Genomic DNA, 15,676 nt, shown 5'->3' with positions numbered 1-15,676 from the left:
CGACCGCTTTAACGGCCGAAGGGCCGTCCCTCCACAAAGGAGGAACGGCCCTTCGGGTCGGCTGTGCCGAAGCTCAGTTGCCAGCGAGCTTCTTGGCGTTGGCCTCGACGTCGTCCAACCCGCCGCAGGAGAAGAACGCCTGCTCCGGGTAGTGGTCGAACTCGCCCTTGCAGACGCGGTCGAACGCCTCGACGGTCTCCTTGATCGGCACGAAGGAGCCCTTCTGGCCGGTGAACTTCTCCGCGACGAAGAAGTTCTGGCCGAGGAAGCGCTCAAGACGACGCGCGCGACCGACGAGGACCTTGTCCTCCTCGGAGAGCTCGTCCATACCGAGGATGGCGATGATGTCCTGCAGCTCCTTGTACTTCTGCAGGATCCGCTTCACCTCCTGGGCCACCCGGTAGTGCTCGTCGCCCACGATCGACGGCTCGAGGATTCGAGACGACGACGACAGCGGGTCGACGGCCGGGTAGATGCCCTTCTGGGAGATCGGACGGGAGAGCTCCGTCGTCGCGTCCAGGTGGGCGAAGGTGGTCGCCGGGGCGGGGTCGGTGTAGTCGTCCGCGGGCACGTAGATGGCCTGCAGCGAGGTGATCGACTTACCGCGCGTCGAGGTGATGCGCTCCTGGAGCTCACCCATCTCGTCGGCCAGCGTCGGCTGGTAACCCACGGCGGAAGGCATGCGGCCCAGCAGGGTCGACACCTCGGAACCGGCCTGGGTGAAGCGGAAGATGTTGTCGATGAAGAGCAGCACGTCCTGGTTCTGCACGTCGCGGAAGTACTCCGCCATCGTCAGAGCGGACAGGGCGACGCGCATACGCGTGCCCGGCGGCTCGTCCATCTGACCGAACACCAGCGCGGTGTCCTGGAGGACCTCCATCTCCTCCATCTCCAGGAGGAGGTCGGTGCCCTCACGGGTGCGCTCACCGACGCCGGCGAAGACCGAGGTGCCGGAGAACTCACGCGCGATACGCGTGATCATCTCCTGGATGAGCACGGTCTTGCCGACACCCGCGCCGCCGAACAGGCCGATCTTGCCGCCCTTGACGTACGGGGTGAGGAGGTCGATGACCTTGATGCCGGTCTCGAGGATCTCGGTCTTGCCCTCGAGCTGGTCGAACGACGGAGCCTTGCGGTGGATGCCCCACTGCTCGCCGTCACGGCCGAGGCCCGGCTGGTCGAGGCAGTCGCCGAGGGCGTTGAACACGTGGCCCTTGACGACGTCACCGACGGGAACCGAGATGGCAGCGCCGGTGTCGGTCACGGTGGCACCGCGGACCAGACCGTCGGTCGGCTGCATCGAGATGGTGCGGACGAGGTTGTCGCCGAGGTGCTGCGCGACCTCGAGGGTCAGCGTCTTGGCGACGGCCTCGAACGTGATCTCCACGTTCAGGGCGTTGAACAGCTCCGGCACGGCGTCGCGCGGGAACTCCACGTCGACGACCGCACCGATCACCCGGACCACACGGCCGGTGCGGGTGGTGGTGGCAGTAGCACTCATGTCACTCATCACTTCCTGCGCCACCGGTAAGCGCGGCAGCGCCACCGACGATCTCGCTGATCTCCTGGGTGATCTGGGCCTGACGGGCCGAGTTCGCCGCCCGGCTGAGGTTCCGGACCAGCTCCGTCGCGTTGTCCGTCGCGGCCTTCATGGCCGTACGACGGGCAGCCGACTCCGAAGCCGCCGCCTCCAGCATGGCGGAGAACAGCCGAGTCTTCACGTACTTGGGCAGCATGGCACCCAGCAACGCCTCGGCGCTCGGCTCGAAGTCGTACACCGCGCGCGGGCCCTTCGGCGCCTCGCCCGTGTACTCGACCTCCATCGGCGCGATCCGCCTGGCGGCCGGCGTCTGGCTGAGCATGGACTTGAACTCGGTGTACACGACGTGGATCTCGTCCACGCCCTGCGCGCCGTTCTCCGTGCCCTCCAGGAACGCCTGCACCAGCGCGTCACCGGCCTCGACGGCGTTGACGTAGTGCGGGGTCTGCGAGAACCCGCTCCACGCGGCCGTGATCTCGCGGCGGCGGAACTGGTAGTAGCCCTGGCCCTTGCGGCCGGTCACGTACAGCACCGGCTCCTTGCCCTCGGACCGGAGCAGCTGCAGCAGCTGCTCGGCGGCCTTGAGGACGTTGGCGTTGTAACCGCCGCACATGCCCTTGTCGCTCGTGATCACCAGCACCGCGGCGCGCTTCGGGTTCTGGCGCTCCGTCAGCAGCGGGTGGTCGAGGTTCGCCGAGGCCTCGGCCAACGCGGAGAGCACGTTCGTGATCTCGTCCGCGTACGGCCGGGAGGCCGCGACCCTGGTCTGCGCCTTCGCGAGGCGAGACGTCGCGATGAGCTCGTAGGCCTTCGTGATCTTCTTGGTCGAGTTGACCGTTCGGATCCGCTGGCGGAGCTCCCGAATCTGTGCGCCCATGGCTCAGATCACTTCTTGGTCGGCTCGGGCTTGTGCAGCTTCACCGACTCCTGCGCGACCTTGTCCGCGTCCATCGCCTTCTCGGGCGCCTCGTTCACGATCGTCGTGCCGTCCGAAGCGGTGAACTGCTTCTTGAACTCGGCGATGGCGGCGACCACGCGGGACTGGGCGTCGTCGGAGAAGACCTTGGTCTCGACGATGCCACCGAGGACGTCCGCGTGGTTGCGGCGCAGCGAGTCCTTGAACTCGGCGACGAACCGGCGGATGTCGCCGACGGGGACGTCGTCCAGGTGGCCCTTGGTCGCGGCGAAGATCTCGACGACCTGCTCCTCGACGGGCACCGGGGAGTACTGACCCTGCTTGAGCAGCTCGACCAGACGGGCACCGCGGTCCAGCTGGGCGCGCGAGGCGGCGTCGAGGTCGGACGCGAACGCGGAGAAGGCCTCCAGCTCGCGGAACTGCGACAGGTCGAGACGCAGCGAGCCCGCGACCGCCTTCATCGCCTTGATCTGCGCGGCACCACCGACGCGGGAGACGGAGATACCCACGTTGACGGCCGGGCGGACACCGGCGTTGAACAGGTCGGACTCGAGGAAGCACTGACCGTCGGTGATCGAGATGACGTTGGTCGGGATGTACGCCGACACGTCGTTCGCCTTGGTCTCGATGATCGGGAGACCCGTCATCGAGCCGCCGCCCATCTCGTCCGACAGCTTCGCGCAACGCTCGAGGAGACGCGAGTGCAAGTAGAAGACGTCGCCGGGGTACGCCTCGCGGCCCGGCGGGCGGCGCAGCAGCAGGGAGATCGCGCGGTACGCCTCGGCCTGCTTGGTCAGGTCGTCGAAGATGATCAGGACGTGCTTGCCCTGGTACATCCAGTGCTGGCCGATGGCGGAGCCGGTGTACGGCGCCAGCCACTTGAAGCCGGCGGAGTCGGAAGCCGGGGCGGCGACGATCGTCGTGTACTCGAGCGCGCCCGCCTCCTCCAGCGCGGCCTTGACGCCCGCGATGGTGGAGCCCTTCTGGCCGATGGCGACGTAGACGCAGCGGACCTGCTGCTTGGGGTCGCCCGACTCCCAGGCCTTCTTCTGGTTGATGATCGTGTCGATGCAGACCGCGGTCTTGCCGGTCTTGCGGTCACCGATGATCAGCTGACGCTGACCGCGACCGATCGGGGTCATCGCGTCGATGGCCTTGATGCCGGTCTGCATCGGCTCGGACACCGGCTGACGCTGAAGCACGGTGGCGGCCTGCAGCTCCAGGGCGCGGTTGTCGTCCGCGACGATGTCGCCGAGACCGTCGATCGGCTGGCCCAGCGGGTTGACGACGCGGCCGAGGAAGCCGTCGCCGACCGGCACGGACAGGACCTTGCCCGTCCGGCGGACCTCCTGGCCCTCTTCGATCTTGTCGAAGTCACCGAGGATGACCGCACCGATCTCGCGGACCTCGAGGTTCAGGGCGACGCCGAGGACGCCACCGGGGAACTCGAGCAGCTCGTTGGTCATCGTGCCCGGAAGGCCCTCGACGATGGCGATGCCGTCGTAGGTCTCGGAGACGACACCAACCTCTTCCCGGCTGACCTCCGGGGAGTAGCTCGAGACGTACTTCTCGATCGCACTGCGGATCTCGTCCGACGAGATCGTCAGCTCCGCCATGTCGTTCCTGCTCTCACTTCTTCGTTCTTGGGAAAGGGCTCGGGGGCTAGCTGGCGAGATTGCGGCGCAGTGCCGCCAACCGGCCGGCGATGCTTCCGTCGATGATCTCGTCGCCGATCTTGATCGTGAGGCCGCCGGCCAGGGCCGGGTCGACCTCGACGTGCAGCGCGATCGGGCGCGAGTAGATCGTGGTCAGCGTCGCGGTCAAGCGGTCGATCTGCTCCGCGGTCAGCTCCACCGCGGACCGGACGTGCGCGACGGAACGCTGACGGCGCTTGGCCGCCAGGTCGGCGAGCTCGGAGAGCCCGTCCGCGACGCGCATCCCACGCGGGTGGCGAACCAGCTGGTCCACCAGCGTCTTGGTGACCGGGCTGACCTTTCCCTCGATCAGGGAGTCGACCAGCGCGACCTTGCCGTCCACGGACCCGGCCGGGTCGGCGAGCAGGAGCTCCAGCTCGTGCGAGCCGGCGACGATGCGGCCGAGCCGGAACAGCTCGTCCTCCGTCGAGTCGAGCTGGCCGTCGCGCTCGGCACGCACCAGCAGCGCGGTGCGGGCGAGCGACTCGACGCCGTCGACGAGCTCGCGCGGGCTGGACCAGCGCGCGGTCACGACGGCGACCAGGACCTGCAGGGTCTCCTCGCTCACCTTGCCCGCGAACAGGCCGCGGACGAGCTGCTCGCGACCCGCGGGCTCCGACGAGGCGTCCGCGAGCGCGCGACGCAGCGCCGGCTGCTCGATCAGCAGGCCGAGCACGGCGAAGAGCTCCTCGCCCAGCCTGGCGAGGTCGTCCGTGGACGTGGTGGCGTCGGCCAGCTCCAGCAGCCGCAGTTCCGCGGCTGCCAGAGCTTCACGACTTGCGGCATGCAACGTCATCGGCAGCCTCTACTTGTTGGCCGGCGCCGCGACGGCGTCCAGCTCGTTGAGGAAGCGGTCGACGGTGCCGCGGCGGCGGGCCTCGTCCTCGAGGGACTCGCCCACGACCTTGCTCGCCAGCTCGACGGCGGTGCGGCCGAGGTCGGCACGCAGCTCGGCGACGATCTGGGCGCGCTGCGCGTCCAGCTGGTGCTGGCCCTGCGCGACGATGCGCGCGGACTCGGCCTGCGCCTGCTCACGCAGTTCCTCGATGATCTGCAGGCCCTCGGCCCGCGCGTCGTCGCGGATGCGAGCGGCCTCGGCACGCGCCTCGGCCAGCTGCTCCTTGTACTGCTCGAGCGTGCGCTGAGCCTCGGCCTGGGCCTGCTCCGCCTTCTCGATGCCACCCTCGATCTTGGCCGTCCGCTCCGCGTACAGCGCTTCGAACCTCGGCGACACGAACTTCTTGATGACGAAGAAGAGAAGCAGGAACGCAACCAGACCGAGGATCACCTCAGCGAGCTGCGGAACGACCGGGTTGTGCTTCTCCTCCGCGGCCAGGATCAGGATGTCGTACACGACGTCTCCTAACTCGTAGAAGGGTTAGGTCAGCCGGCGGTCGCGATGAAGTACACGACGAAGCCGATCAGCGCGAGGACCTCGACGATGGCGAAGGTGGTCCACGCAAGACCGAGCAGGACGCCGCGGGCCTCGGGCTGACGGGCGGTGCCGCTGATGACCGAGGAGAAGATCAGACCCACGCCGATGCCGGGGCCGATGGCCGCGAGGCCGTAACCAATGGCCGCGAGGCCCTGGTTGATGTTCCCGTTGGAGGCTTCCTGGGCGATCATGAGAGCGCTCACTGTTGCTGTTCCCTTTCCAACTCGGTCCGCGAGTGTTCGCGGATCGGAGGCTTTGTGCTGTTACTCAGTGCTCTTCTGCCAGCGCCATGCCGATGTAGCTGGCAGACAGCAGCGCGAAGATGTAGGCCTGCAGGCACATGATCAGTGCCTCCAGGAAGGTCAGCGCGAGGGCGAAGGCGAAGGACACCGGCGCCACGATGACGGTCAGACCGCCGTTGAGCAGCAGGAACTCACCAGCCAGGGTGAACACCAGCAGCAACAGGTGACCCGCGAACATGGCCGCGAAAACTCGGATCGCGAGCGTGAGCGGGTTCAGGACGAACTTCTGGAAGAACTCGATCGGGATCAGCAGCGGGAGCACGAACCACGGCGCGCCCGGCGGAACCGTCTGGTGCTTCAAGTAACCCACGAAGCCGTGCCGCTTGAACCCGACGAAGTGGTACACCGGGTAAACGACGAGCAACGAAACGGCGAGCGGGAAACCGATGTGCGACATCGTCGGGAACTGGACGAGCGGGATGAGCCCGAACAGGTTGTTCACCAGGACGAAGCAGAAGATCGTGAGGACCAGCGGGATGAACGGCTTGAAGTCCTTCGCGCCGATCTGCTCCCTGGCGATGTTGTTGCGCCCGAAGTCGTAAAGCGACTCGGCGGCGAACTGGAACTTGCCGGGGATGAGCTTCAGGTTGCGGGTCGCCGCGATGAAGAAGGCGCCGATGATCAAGATCGACAGCACCAGCAGGACCATCGGCTTGGTGACCGAGCCGAAGATCGGCGGGAGGAAGAAGTCCGCAACTCCGGGGGCGACGAACTTGTCACCCTCAGCCAGCACCATCGTGGTCACTGTGTTCCTTCCGGTTCTCCCGGCCGGCGTTCACTCCGCCGGGGGAATCGTCACGATCTGGACTTAACGTACCTTACGGTTCGCAAGCGACTACCAGAGGCACCCCTGCTATCGGGTGTCCCTGGTCTGCGCGGACCATATCAGCAGGTCTCAGGCGCCTTCCGAGGCGGGCACCACCATCTGACTACGGCTGCGCTTGGAGGCTCTCGCCTCCAGGAAAGACGTCACGAGCACGGTCGCCACCAGGGTGATTCCCAGTGCCTTGGGTTCAAGCCACGACTGGTTGCGCAACAAGATCACCGCAGCCAGCAGGACGATCAGCTTGCCCATGAATCCGCCGAGTGCGGCGACCATCACGAACATGGGATCGAGCGCCGCGGTCTTGCGCATCAACAACAGCGTCGCGAGGCTCGACGCGATGGCGATCGCACCACCGATCAATGATCCGTTGAGACCATTGGTCCCCCAGATCACGGTTGACACGACGACGCCGGCGGCAAACGTGCCGAGCGCGGCCCAGGCGGCCGCGCGGAACATTTCACCGGCGAGCCGCTGGATCGTCAGCTCGTGCGTGACGGCCTTGTCCGCGTCGCTCATGTCTCGAAGTGTAGGAAGTCCCATTTGGCGTGCCGCAAGCAGCCCCGGTTAACGGCGGTTAAGCGGGGCCAAACAAGATGAACGCCGTTTACGGCTTGCGGGTGTCCCGGAGCCTGGGGATGACCGAGACCACGAACGTCACGATCAGCCCGATCACGAAGCACGTGGCCACGATGACCGGGTCGAACAGCGTGAGCGCCACCGCGCCGAACGCCAGCACCCCGGCCCACAGGTAGATGAGCAGCACCGCGCGCCGCTGCGAGTGCCCGATCTCCAGCAACCGGTGGTGCAGGTGCATCTTGTCCGGCGAGAACGGGCTCTCGCCGCGGCGAGTGCGGCGGATGATCGCCATCAGCAGGTCGAGCACCGGCACGAACAGCACGGCGGCGACGACGATCAGCGGCGACAGCAGACCGAGCAGGTCCACGGCGCTGCCGGTGGCCTGGTTGAACTTGCCGGACGCGCTCGTCGTGGCGGCGGCGAGCATGAGGCCGATGAGCATGGAACCCGAGTCGCCCATGAAGATGCGCGCGGGGTTGAAGTTGTGCGGCAGGAACCCCAGGCACGCACCGGCGAGCGCGGCGGCGATCAGCGCGGGCGGGTAGGCCTCGACCGCACCCTGCCGTTCGATGAGCAGACCGATCGAGAACGCGCACGTGGCCGCGGCGGCGATGAGCCCGATCCCGGCGGCCAGCCCGTCGAGGCCGTCGACGAAGTTCATCGCGTTGATCATCGTGACCGCGAGCAGCACCGTCAGCAGCGCACCCTGGTTCTGGTCGAGGCTGATGGTCGCGCCGCCGTCCCACGGCACCCACGCGATCATCCACTGCAGACCGAACAACACCAGGATGCCCGCCGCCGTCACCTGCCCGGCGAGCTTGGTGAGCGAGTCGAGCTCGAACCTGTCGTCGATCGCACCCACGAGCACGATGACGCCGCCCGCGACGATGACTCCCCACGGGTCGTTGGAGAAGTCGAACGCCGCCCGCAGCACCGGCAACTGGTGCGCCACGAACATGCCGCACAACACGCCGCCGTAGATGGCAACACCACCCATGCGCGGCATCGGTTGCACGTGCACGTCACGCTGCCGCGGGTAGGCGACCGCCCCGACACGGAACGCCAGCGCGCGCACCAGCCCGACGAGCAGGAACGTCACGACGGCAGCGATCAACGCGACGAGCAGGTACTCGCGCACGGGAAGGACGAACGAGGATGCGGGCCCCACGGGCCTACCAATCAATCGGGAGTGTTCGGGGTGCTCGCCACGGTACCCGCGGCGACATGATCAATTCTGGCAGCAGCGGCTCAGCGCGCTACTTCGACCTCGACACCGAGCACCTCGTTGACCGCTTCCCCGCTCACCGCACCCTCACGCAGGATGAGCGCCTCCGGCCCGGTGAGGTCGACGATGGTGGAGGCGACGTTCTCCCCGCTCAGCCCACCGTCGAGGTACACGGGCACCGCGTCCCCGAGCTGATCACGCGCCTCCTGCGCACTGGCGGCCGGCGCGTGCCCGGTCTTGTTGGCGCTGGACACCGCCATCGGCCCGACATCGCGCAACAGCTCAAGCGCCACCGGGTGCAACGGCATGCGCAACATGACCGTGCCGCGCGTCTGCCCCAGATCCCAGGCAAGGCTGGGCGCGTGCGGCAACACGATGCTGAGCCCACCGGGCCAGAACGCCTCGATGAGCGCCCGCGCCTGCCGCGGCACGCTGAGGACCAGTCCGTCGATCGTCGTCCAGGACCCGACCAGCACGGGCACGGGCATGTCAGGCCCACGCCCCTTGGCGTCGAGAAGACTCCGGACCGCTTCAGCGTCGAACGCATCGCAGCCGATCCCGTAAACGGTGTCGGTGGGCAGGACGACAAGTCGCCCGCTCCGCACCGCACCGGCCGCGGCGGCGAGACCCGCCGCGCGGTTGCTCGGTTCGCTGCAGTCGTAGACCGTGCTCACCTCGGTGAGCCTAGCCAGCCGCCTCGACCGGGTGACGCAAGGCCCGCCTAATCACTCAGCGTCCCGTCGCTCTCGTCCGTGCCGCGTTGCCACTCTGCGCGTTCGAAGCGCTCCTGGGCAGGTGAAGTTTCAGCCCAAACAGGGTTGAGTAGTTCAACGCATCCCCCGAACGGACGCACCACTGTATGGTCATGAGTCGACCACAGAGCGCAATCGGGGAGGGTCGAGCTCCTGTGTCCGAGGAAGCAACGTCGTGGGGGAAGCGCGCCAGCCTTCTGCCGAACAAGCACGTGCAGGCTGTGCTGGGCACTGGCGCCGCGGACATCGCGGCAGCCAGCAGGGCGGTAGCCGCGGCAACCGGGTCCGGAACGTTCTCCGTCGACCCGGCGACTGTCGACAGCATGATCAAGAAGTTGGGCGAGATGCAGGACGAGCTGGCCGCGATCTCGAGAAGGTCGCGCGAGCTCAGCCAGGACACCAAGCTCGGCGACGGCTACGCCAGGGTGATCAGCACCCACAACGCGCAGTTCGGGGAAGAAGTGACCAGGCGACAGCTCACCGACATCGCTCGGGAGATCAACGCCTTGAAGACCCAGCTCGAAAAGAGCCGCGCCTCCTACAAGGGAGTCGACCAGGCTCACGCCGACTCGCTCAAGAACCTCGACGGGAAGTCATGAAGCGCACTCTCATCGCAGCCGCAATCGGTCTCGTCGCTCTCACCGTCGGTTGCACCGGCACCAAGGGGGACGCTAAACCAGATCCGACCGGCGGCACTCCGACAAGTTCGTCCGAAGCCCAGAGCGGCCTGGCCTCGATCAAGCCGTGCGATCTGCTCACCGAGGCCGACGCGAAGTCGGTCGGCCTCAGCTACCCCGGCGAGACCGCGGACATCGGCACCGCGAAGGGCTGCGACTGGCGGGCCAGCGGCAACGGCGGGCTCAGCGCCAGCGTTCGCGCCAAGAGCGGCGTCAAGGAACTCAACTTCAAGGGCGACAAGATCTCCGAGATCAAGGTCGGCAAGTTCACGGCCACCAAGGTCGAGGCGCCGGACGGCGACAAGGCCGCCTGTTCCGTGTTGATCGCGGTCACTGAGAGTTCATCCGTCTCGGTCCAGTCGAACATGGATCTCTCGTCCACCGACACCGCGACGGCCTGCGACCGTGCCTCCAAAGCCGCCGAAAAGATCGCGGCGAAGCTGCCGTAACAACGCCCGAGGGGGAACTCATGGCGCCCGTCAAGCCCACCGTGCAGCCGTCGACGGAGAACTACCCGGCGCAGCAACACGAGCACATGAAGGACCTGGTCAACCAGAACTACGACCCGAACGCCGCGACGACCGTGATCGACGCGTGGACGCAGTTCGGCACCAAGTTCAAGGAGTTGGCGAACGACTTCAATAAGATCGTCAACGACTCGCAGGCCGGGTGGAACGGCACGGCTGCCGAGGGGGTTCGGCAGGCGCTGGGCAAGGTCGGCAAGTTCGCGGACGACACCGGAACCGCGTTCCACGCCACCGCAGGCGCCATCGCGGTGCAGCGCGACGCGGCGGTGCAGGCGAACCGGAGCATGCCCGAGCCGGTCGACTACAACCCGTTGAAGATCGCCGGGAAGTGGGCGAGCGCCGCCGTCATCGCTCCGCCGGCCATGATCGGCGGGGCCTACGAGATGTTCTCGACGTACAACGAGAAGCAGGAGGCCAAGCAGCAGGCCGTCCAGGTGATGCAGACGCGTGACGCCACGATGATGTCCGCGGCGCAGTCCATGCCCGCCATGGACGCCACTCCGCAGGTCACGCAGGACCAGGGCGTCACGCAGCCGAGCAGCACCACGCACTCGCAGAGCCTGAACAGCGTCAACTCCAACCAGCGGTTCAGCAGCAGCAACAACACGGGCATGCCACCGGGCTCGAACAGCAACGGCACGACCAACGCGTCGTGGGTGGCGCCGCAGGCGAACAACCCGTCGCTGCAGAACCCCGGCAACAACCCGAACAACCTGCCTGGCGGACAGAACCGGCCGCCGATCACGCCTCCCGGCATGCTTCCGCCCGGCATGAGGCCTCCTGGTGGCGGCCCCGGCGGCGCGCCCGGCATGCGGCCGGGAGGCGCCGGCGGTGGTCGCGGCACGGGATTGGGCGGGCCCGGCGGTGGTCGTGGCACGGGTGCCGGCGGCCTGGGCGGACCCGGTGCGGCCGGGCGCGGCGCGGGCAGCTTCGGGCCGTCCAACCCCGGCGGTGGCGCCGGAGTCACCGGCAGCGGGCCCAACGCAGCCGGGGCGGCGGGACGTGCGGGAGCGGCCGGGGCCGGTGGCACGGGGGCCGGTGGTGGCGCCGGTGCCGGCAAGGGTGGTGGCGAGGAGGACAAGGAGCACAAGTCGAACTACCTCGTGCCCACGGACGAGTTCTTCGACGACGATCGCATGGTCGCGCCGCCGGTGATCGGCGGATGAGGCTGATCGCTCAGCTCTCCCTGCCCGCGTTCGAGGTTCTCTGGGAGGACCTGCGGGCGGGGAGTGTGCCCTACCCCTTCGACGTCGACCAGCACGGCGACACGCTCGACGAGCGTGCGCGCGTCAAGGCCTCGGTGCATCAGGATCTCGAACGCAGGGGGCTCGCGCGGCGCGGCAGGCCCGAGCCCGATCTCGAGGACGCGCTGAACCTGTTGGCGCGGCCCGAACTTCGGGTTGCCGCCCTGTGCGTGCCGGACATGAACCAGCAGAGGTTCGTGCGCGCCAGCGTGGTGGCTCGTGGTGGCTACGCGGTGCTGGTGACCCAGGACGACGCCGGTGTCACGCTCAAGCTGGTGCAGCCCAACGAGATCGCGACCAGTCTCGCCAACGCCATGCCTCCGGGCCGGCCCGGGCCGGGCAGGCTCGTCACGGTGCCCGGCGAGGCTTTCGAAAGCCGTCAGCAGGAAGGGTTCCGGCAGACGGTGCGCACGACGGAGAACGACGACGTCCGGCTCGCCAAGCAGATGCTCACGGGGCCCGCGATCGGCAACGGCCACTTCCTCGTCCAGCTCGGGCAAGGCCGGGCCAAGCGGGACTTCCCGCCGATCACCTGGATCGACACGAACCGGGGCCGGTACGCCAACGTCCAGACCCGCGCCGGCTGGTACACCATCAGCCCCGCGGACAACACGGGTTTGGCGCGGCACCTCGGTCAGGTGCTGGCGATGACGGTTGAGCGCTGACCCGCGCAGGCACACACGCGGTCACGCGCGAGGCGGCGGTTCCTCAAAGCGCGTGACCGCGTGCCCTCCCCGACGAGAGAACATACGACCGTTCGGCCTCAACGCGACAAAACGTCAGATTATTGGCCAGGATTTGGCAAGTCCGTCCAGGACTCCACCACCCGCAGGCCGCTGCGCAGCGCGGTGAGCCCCTCGCGGAACACCGTCATCATGCGGCGGACGGGCACGTCGGTCGCCTCCAGCCGGTGCGTGCTCGCCAGCAGCGCCTCGACGCCGGGAATCAGCTCGCCCAGCTCGGACACGAACGCCGCCTGGAACGACGCGCCGGCCGCCCTCAGCACGCGGTCCGCCTCGAAGGCCCTGCGTTCGAACGTCCGGCCGGCGTCGCGCAGGCGGGCAGCAGCGGGTCCCAGAGCCGGCCAGTCGACGCCCACGAGCTCCCGGAACTGCGCGACGACGGCCGAGGTCGAGGCGATCACGGCCTGGACGTCCCGCGAGAACCGGTCCAGCTCGGCGGAGACGTCGACGTCCAGCACCGGCGCACCGCTCAGCAGAGCCTGTTCGGCTGCCTCGACGCGGTCCACCAGCTCGCCGGCCAGTGCCAGCATCGTGCGGCGCCACACCGGCGAGGCCGTGCCCTCCAACCAGGCCTCGCGAACACTGCGGTACTGGCGTTCCTGCACGATCTGCACGGCGAGGTCCGGGTTGTCCTCGGTCAGGTGGTCGCCGCCGAGCAGGACGACCGGCAGCAGCAGGCCGCGGACGCCGTCGACGAGAGCCTGGTTGTAGAAGAGGAACAGCTCTTCGCGGCAGTACGGGCGGTCGAAGTAGCGGCGGGTCAGGACGGGCAGCAGGACGGTGGCGCTGCGCACCGAGGCCCTGATCACGGGCTGGGCGAGATCACCCCACCCGATGGCCTCGCGGTCCAGGAAGATCTCCAGCTCGCGACCGCGGTCGGCGTAGGCGTAGTGGCGCAGGGCGTCCTTGAAGGGGCCCACGAAGTCCATCACCACGTCGTCCTGGCGGGCGTAGCTCAGGAAGCAGCGGATCGGCGGAGCGTCCGGGAAGGACGTCATCTGCCCTCGTTCGGCGCATTGACAATGTGCAATTCGTCCACCTTCGACTCATTTCGACCTTGACCGACTATTGTGCCAGCAACAGCGAAAAATATAGGCCCCCAACTGTCCTATCACGTCCCTGACCAGCACGAACGACCGGTGCTTGAATTCAATGACAGAAAGTGGACAGGACAATGTCAACTCCTGCGGTGACGAAGGGAAGCGATTCTCCGGCGTTGCGCGACGACACGACCCGCTTCCTCTGCGGAGCCGCACACCGCGACGAGGAGTTCGCGGACGCCGCCATTCGCGAGTACCTCGTGGAGGCCACTCGGTCCGTGCCTCGGTCCCCCGGCGTCAACGCCGGCGCGGTGTTGCGGGAGGCGGTGGCGGCACGGACGCGGCGCAAGGTGCGCGACAGCGTGCTGGTGGTGCTGGCGGTCGTGGTGCTGTTCGCCGGGAGCGGGTGGCTGCTCGGGTCGTGGCTGCTGGTCGCCGTGTCCGCCGGGGTCGTGGCCGAGGCGCGGATCGGGCTCGGGCGGCGCGTGCGGCGGGGCTCGCCGCACGAGCGCGGGCCGCTCGCGCTGGGCACGGCGGTCGGGATGCTCGCGCTGTTGCTCGTGTTCTACAAGATCACCACGATGCTCTCCGAGAGCGGCAGCAGGTACTCGGACGAGTACGAGCAGGAGAGCGGCGACGGCGGGCTCGCGATCACGATCATCGCGATCGTGCTGATCTTCGCGGTGCTGCTGGCGGACCGGGACATCACGTGGCGGCTCGTGACGAAGAGCTTCCGCCGCGCCCACTTCCGCACCAGCAGGCCGGCGGAAGAGCTGTGGCGCAACGAGTGGACGGTCCGGCGGCTTGGGCAGTCGAACTACGCCGAAGCGCTCGCGCGGTATCCGGTCGACGACGACGTGACTGACGACCCCGATCAGGCAGAGGTGATCGTCTACCACGGTTATCGCCCGTTCGTGGGGTCCGGCACGATGTTCGAACCGTGGTCGATGGCACTGCCGCTCAAGCCCGCCGCCGGAAAGGATGCCCGGGAAAGGACGGCACTGCCGGGGTTCACCCTGCCAGAGCTGTACGAGCACGTCACGAACGAGCTGGTCAAGACCGGCCGGTCGCCGTCGCTGTCCCCCGGCCACCGGTTGCGCGACCTCAGGACGGGCGACCGCGTCGTCATCTCCTCGATCGAGCTGGTCGACCACGTCGACGACGCGGAGGCGCGGATCGTCCTGCCGGACAAGGACCACTCGCCGCGAGGCAGTGTCGGCAAGTCCGTTGTGGACGAACTGATCGCCAGGCCGATGGAGTGGATGCGGTACTTCCGCTCGTTCGAGGTCGAGACGTGGGACCGCGACGTGGTCGTGTCCGCGTACCTGACGTTCGGGCTCGACGAGGAGATGCTCTACGTCGAGTGGACGCCCTGCATCCTGCACCCGATCCAGGCGCGGTACCGCGAGATCGACGTGCTGCCCGAGCAGTCGATGCGCCCGTTCAGCGATGCGCTGGTCGACCTGCTCAGGTTCCCCGCCACGCTGCCGCGGCGGGTCGCGACGGCGGTGGGGTGGATGAACCCGATCCACCAAGCCGAGGGCACGCTCGTCGCGGCGAGGTACGGCGCGAACATCAGTCTGCGCGAGCTCGCCGGCGAGCAGCAGGTCGACAACTACTTCCAGCTCACCGACGTGGAGCGCTACGTCAAGGTCCTGGAGGCCCGGCTGCTGCGCACGACGGGCGAGTTCCTGCAGGACAAGGGCATCTCGGTCACCGAGTTCATGGAGCAGGCCATGCAGGTGACGAACAACAACGTGCACATCACCGGCCCGGTGATCTCCAGCAACATCGCCACGGCCGGCAAGGCCCGCACGGGCACCGCGAAGATCAGCACCACCGGGGAAAAATCATGAACGAGCGGAAGTTCGAGATCAAGGGGCCGGTGATCGGCAGCAATCTCGGCACCAGTGGACGCGCCAGAGCCGGAGACGTCCACATCGGACACATCAAGGACGTCGCGGCCGTGCTGCGGCTCCTCGACGAACTGCGCGAGGACCTCAACGCCGCCAAGGCACCGACGGCGACCATCGAAGCGCTCGACGACCTGCGCGTCGAGGCGCGCAAACCCAAGCCCAGCAAGGACGTCACCGAACACCTGATGGAGAAGCTGGCCGACCGCGGCCTCGGCGAGCAGATGAAGGAACTGGCGAAGGCCTTCGACGCCCTGTTCTAGGAA

The 15,676-nt window shown here is 67.8% G+C and carries 17 protein-coding genes; 6 read left to right on the top strand and 11 right to left on the bottom strand.

Features of this window, described 5'->3' with window-relative positions:
- Window positions 1-73: 73 nt before the first annotated feature.
- The 10 genes from atpD to ACWEIJ_RS10700 all read right to left on the bottom strand — a co-directional run bounded on the left by atpD (window position 74) and on the right by ACWEIJ_RS10700 (window position 9,188).
- On the bottom strand, window positions 74-1,510 hold the full coding sequence (atpD, locus tag ACWEIJ_RS10745; protein WP_204763927.1) for a F0F1 ATP synthase subunit beta: 1,437 nt from the start codon (window positions 1,508-1,510) through the stop codon (window positions 74-76).
- The gene (locus tag ACWEIJ_RS10740; protein WP_204763928.1) at window positions 1,503-2,417 is read right to left on the bottom strand and encodes a F0F1 ATP synthase subunit gamma; all 915 of its coding nucleotides are present in this window, start codon (window positions 2,415-2,417) and stop codon (window positions 1,503-1,505) included. The genes atpD and ACWEIJ_RS10740 overlap by 8 nt, the downstream gene beginning before the upstream one ends.
- Before the next feature lie 8 nt (window positions 2,418-2,425).
- Window positions 2,426-4,072, bottom strand: a complete 1,647-nt coding sequence (gene atpA / locus ACWEIJ_RS10735) for a F0F1 ATP synthase subunit alpha (RefSeq protein ID WP_449836933.1) — start codon at window positions 4,070-4,072, stop codon at window positions 2,426-2,428.
- Window positions 4,073-4,118: 46 nt separating this feature from the next.
- Window positions 4,119-4,952: a F0F1 ATP synthase subunit delta gene (locus ACWEIJ_RS10730; RefSeq protein WP_449837333.1), complete on the bottom strand. Its 834-nt coding sequence runs from the start codon at window positions 4,950-4,952 to the stop codon at window positions 4,119-4,121.
- A gap of 3 nt (window positions 4,953-4,955) precedes the next feature.
- Window positions 4,956-5,489 (bottom strand): F0F1 ATP synthase subunit B, encoded by a 534-nt coding sequence (locus tag ACWEIJ_RS10725; RefSeq protein WP_449837332.1) that lies wholly within the window; start codon window positions 5,487-5,489, stop codon window positions 4,956-4,958.
- A gap of 44 nt (window positions 5,490-5,533) precedes the next feature.
- Entirely contained in the window at window positions 5,534-5,776 is a 243-nt protein-coding gene (locus ACWEIJ_RS10720) for an ATP F0F1 synthase subunit C (protein WP_449837331.1), read from the bottom strand.
- A 76-nt stretch (window positions 5,777-5,852) separates the two neighbouring features.
- A complete protein-coding gene (atpB, locus tag ACWEIJ_RS10715; protein ID WP_449836932.1) occupies window positions 5,853-6,632 on the bottom strand; it encodes a F0F1 ATP synthase subunit A in 780 nt (259 codons plus the stop codon).
- Window positions 6,633-6,782: 150 nt separating this feature from the next.
- Complete coding sequence (locus ACWEIJ_RS10710) at window positions 6,783-7,229, bottom strand: hypothetical protein (protein WP_449836931.1); 447 nt, start codon at window positions 7,227-7,229, stop codon at window positions 6,783-6,785.
- Between the two features lie 88 nt (window positions 7,230-7,317).
- A complete protein-coding gene (locus ACWEIJ_RS10705; protein WP_355436670.1) occupies window positions 7,318-8,457 on the bottom strand; it encodes a glycosyltransferase family 4 protein in 1,140 nt (379 codons plus the stop codon).
- Between the two features lie 80 nt (window positions 8,458-8,537).
- Entirely contained in the window at window positions 8,538-9,188 is a 651-nt protein-coding gene (locus ACWEIJ_RS10700; RefSeq protein WP_449836930.1) for an L-threonylcarbamoyladenylate synthase, read from the bottom strand.
- A gap of 401 nt (window positions 9,189-9,589) precedes the next feature.
- Here ACWEIJ_RS10700 and ACWEIJ_RS10695 point away from each other — a divergent pair, with 401 nt between their 5' ends.
- From ACWEIJ_RS10695 to ACWEIJ_RS10680, 4 genes are read left to right on the top strand one after another with little or no spacing between them, the layout of a single operon-like run.
- Window positions 9,590-9,865, top strand: coding sequence for a hypothetical protein (locus ACWEIJ_RS10695; RefSeq protein WP_449836929.1), 276 nt, complete (start codon window positions 9,590-9,592; stop codon window positions 9,863-9,865).
- The gene (locus ACWEIJ_RS10690) at window positions 9,862-10,392 is read left to right on the top strand and encodes a DUF3558 domain-containing protein (RefSeq protein ID WP_449836928.1); all 531 of its coding nucleotides are present in this window, start codon (window positions 9,862-9,864) and stop codon (window positions 10,390-10,392) included. Before ACWEIJ_RS10695 ends, ACWEIJ_RS10690 begins: the two co-directional genes overlap by 4 nt.
- A 20-nt stretch (window positions 10,393-10,412) precedes the next feature.
- A complete protein-coding gene (locus ACWEIJ_RS10685) occupies window positions 10,413-11,636 on the top strand; it encodes a hypothetical protein (protein ID WP_449836927.1) in 1,224 nt (407 codons plus the stop codon).
- The gene (locus ACWEIJ_RS10680) at window positions 11,633-12,379 is read left to right on the top strand and encodes an ESX secretion-associated protein EspG (RefSeq protein ID WP_449836926.1); all 747 of its coding nucleotides are present in this window, start codon (window positions 11,633-11,635) and stop codon (window positions 12,377-12,379) included. The genes ACWEIJ_RS10685 and ACWEIJ_RS10680 overlap by 4 nt, the downstream gene beginning before the upstream one ends.
- Before the next feature lie 119 nt (window positions 12,380-12,498).
- On the opposite strand, the gene ACWEIJ_RS10675 is transcribed toward ACWEIJ_RS10680, so the two are convergent.
- Window positions 12,499-13,455 carry a TIR domain-containing protein gene (locus ACWEIJ_RS10675; protein WP_449836925.1) on the bottom strand — a complete coding sequence of 319 codons (957 nt, stop codon included), beginning with the start codon at window positions 13,453-13,455 and terminating at the stop codon, window positions 12,499-12,501.
- Window positions 13,456-13,646: 191 nt separating this feature from the next.
- Here ACWEIJ_RS10675 and ACWEIJ_RS10670 point away from each other — a divergent pair, with 191 nt between their 5' ends.
- Window positions 13,647-15,353, top strand: coding sequence for a hypothetical protein (locus ACWEIJ_RS10670; RefSeq protein ID WP_449836924.1), 1,707 nt, complete (start codon window positions 13,647-13,649; stop codon window positions 15,351-15,353).
- Window positions 15,350-15,673, top strand: coding sequence for a hypothetical protein (locus ACWEIJ_RS10665; RefSeq protein ID WP_449836923.1), 324 nt, complete (start codon window positions 15,350-15,352; stop codon window positions 15,671-15,673). The genes ACWEIJ_RS10670 and ACWEIJ_RS10665 overlap by 4 nt, the downstream gene beginning before the upstream one ends.
- Window positions 15,674-15,676: the final 3 nt, after the last annotated feature.

Source organism: Lentzea sp. NPDC004789, from assembly GCF_053601075.1.
Note: the sequence above shows the minus strand (reverse complement) of the source record. Positions and strands in the feature narration are given on the sequence as shown.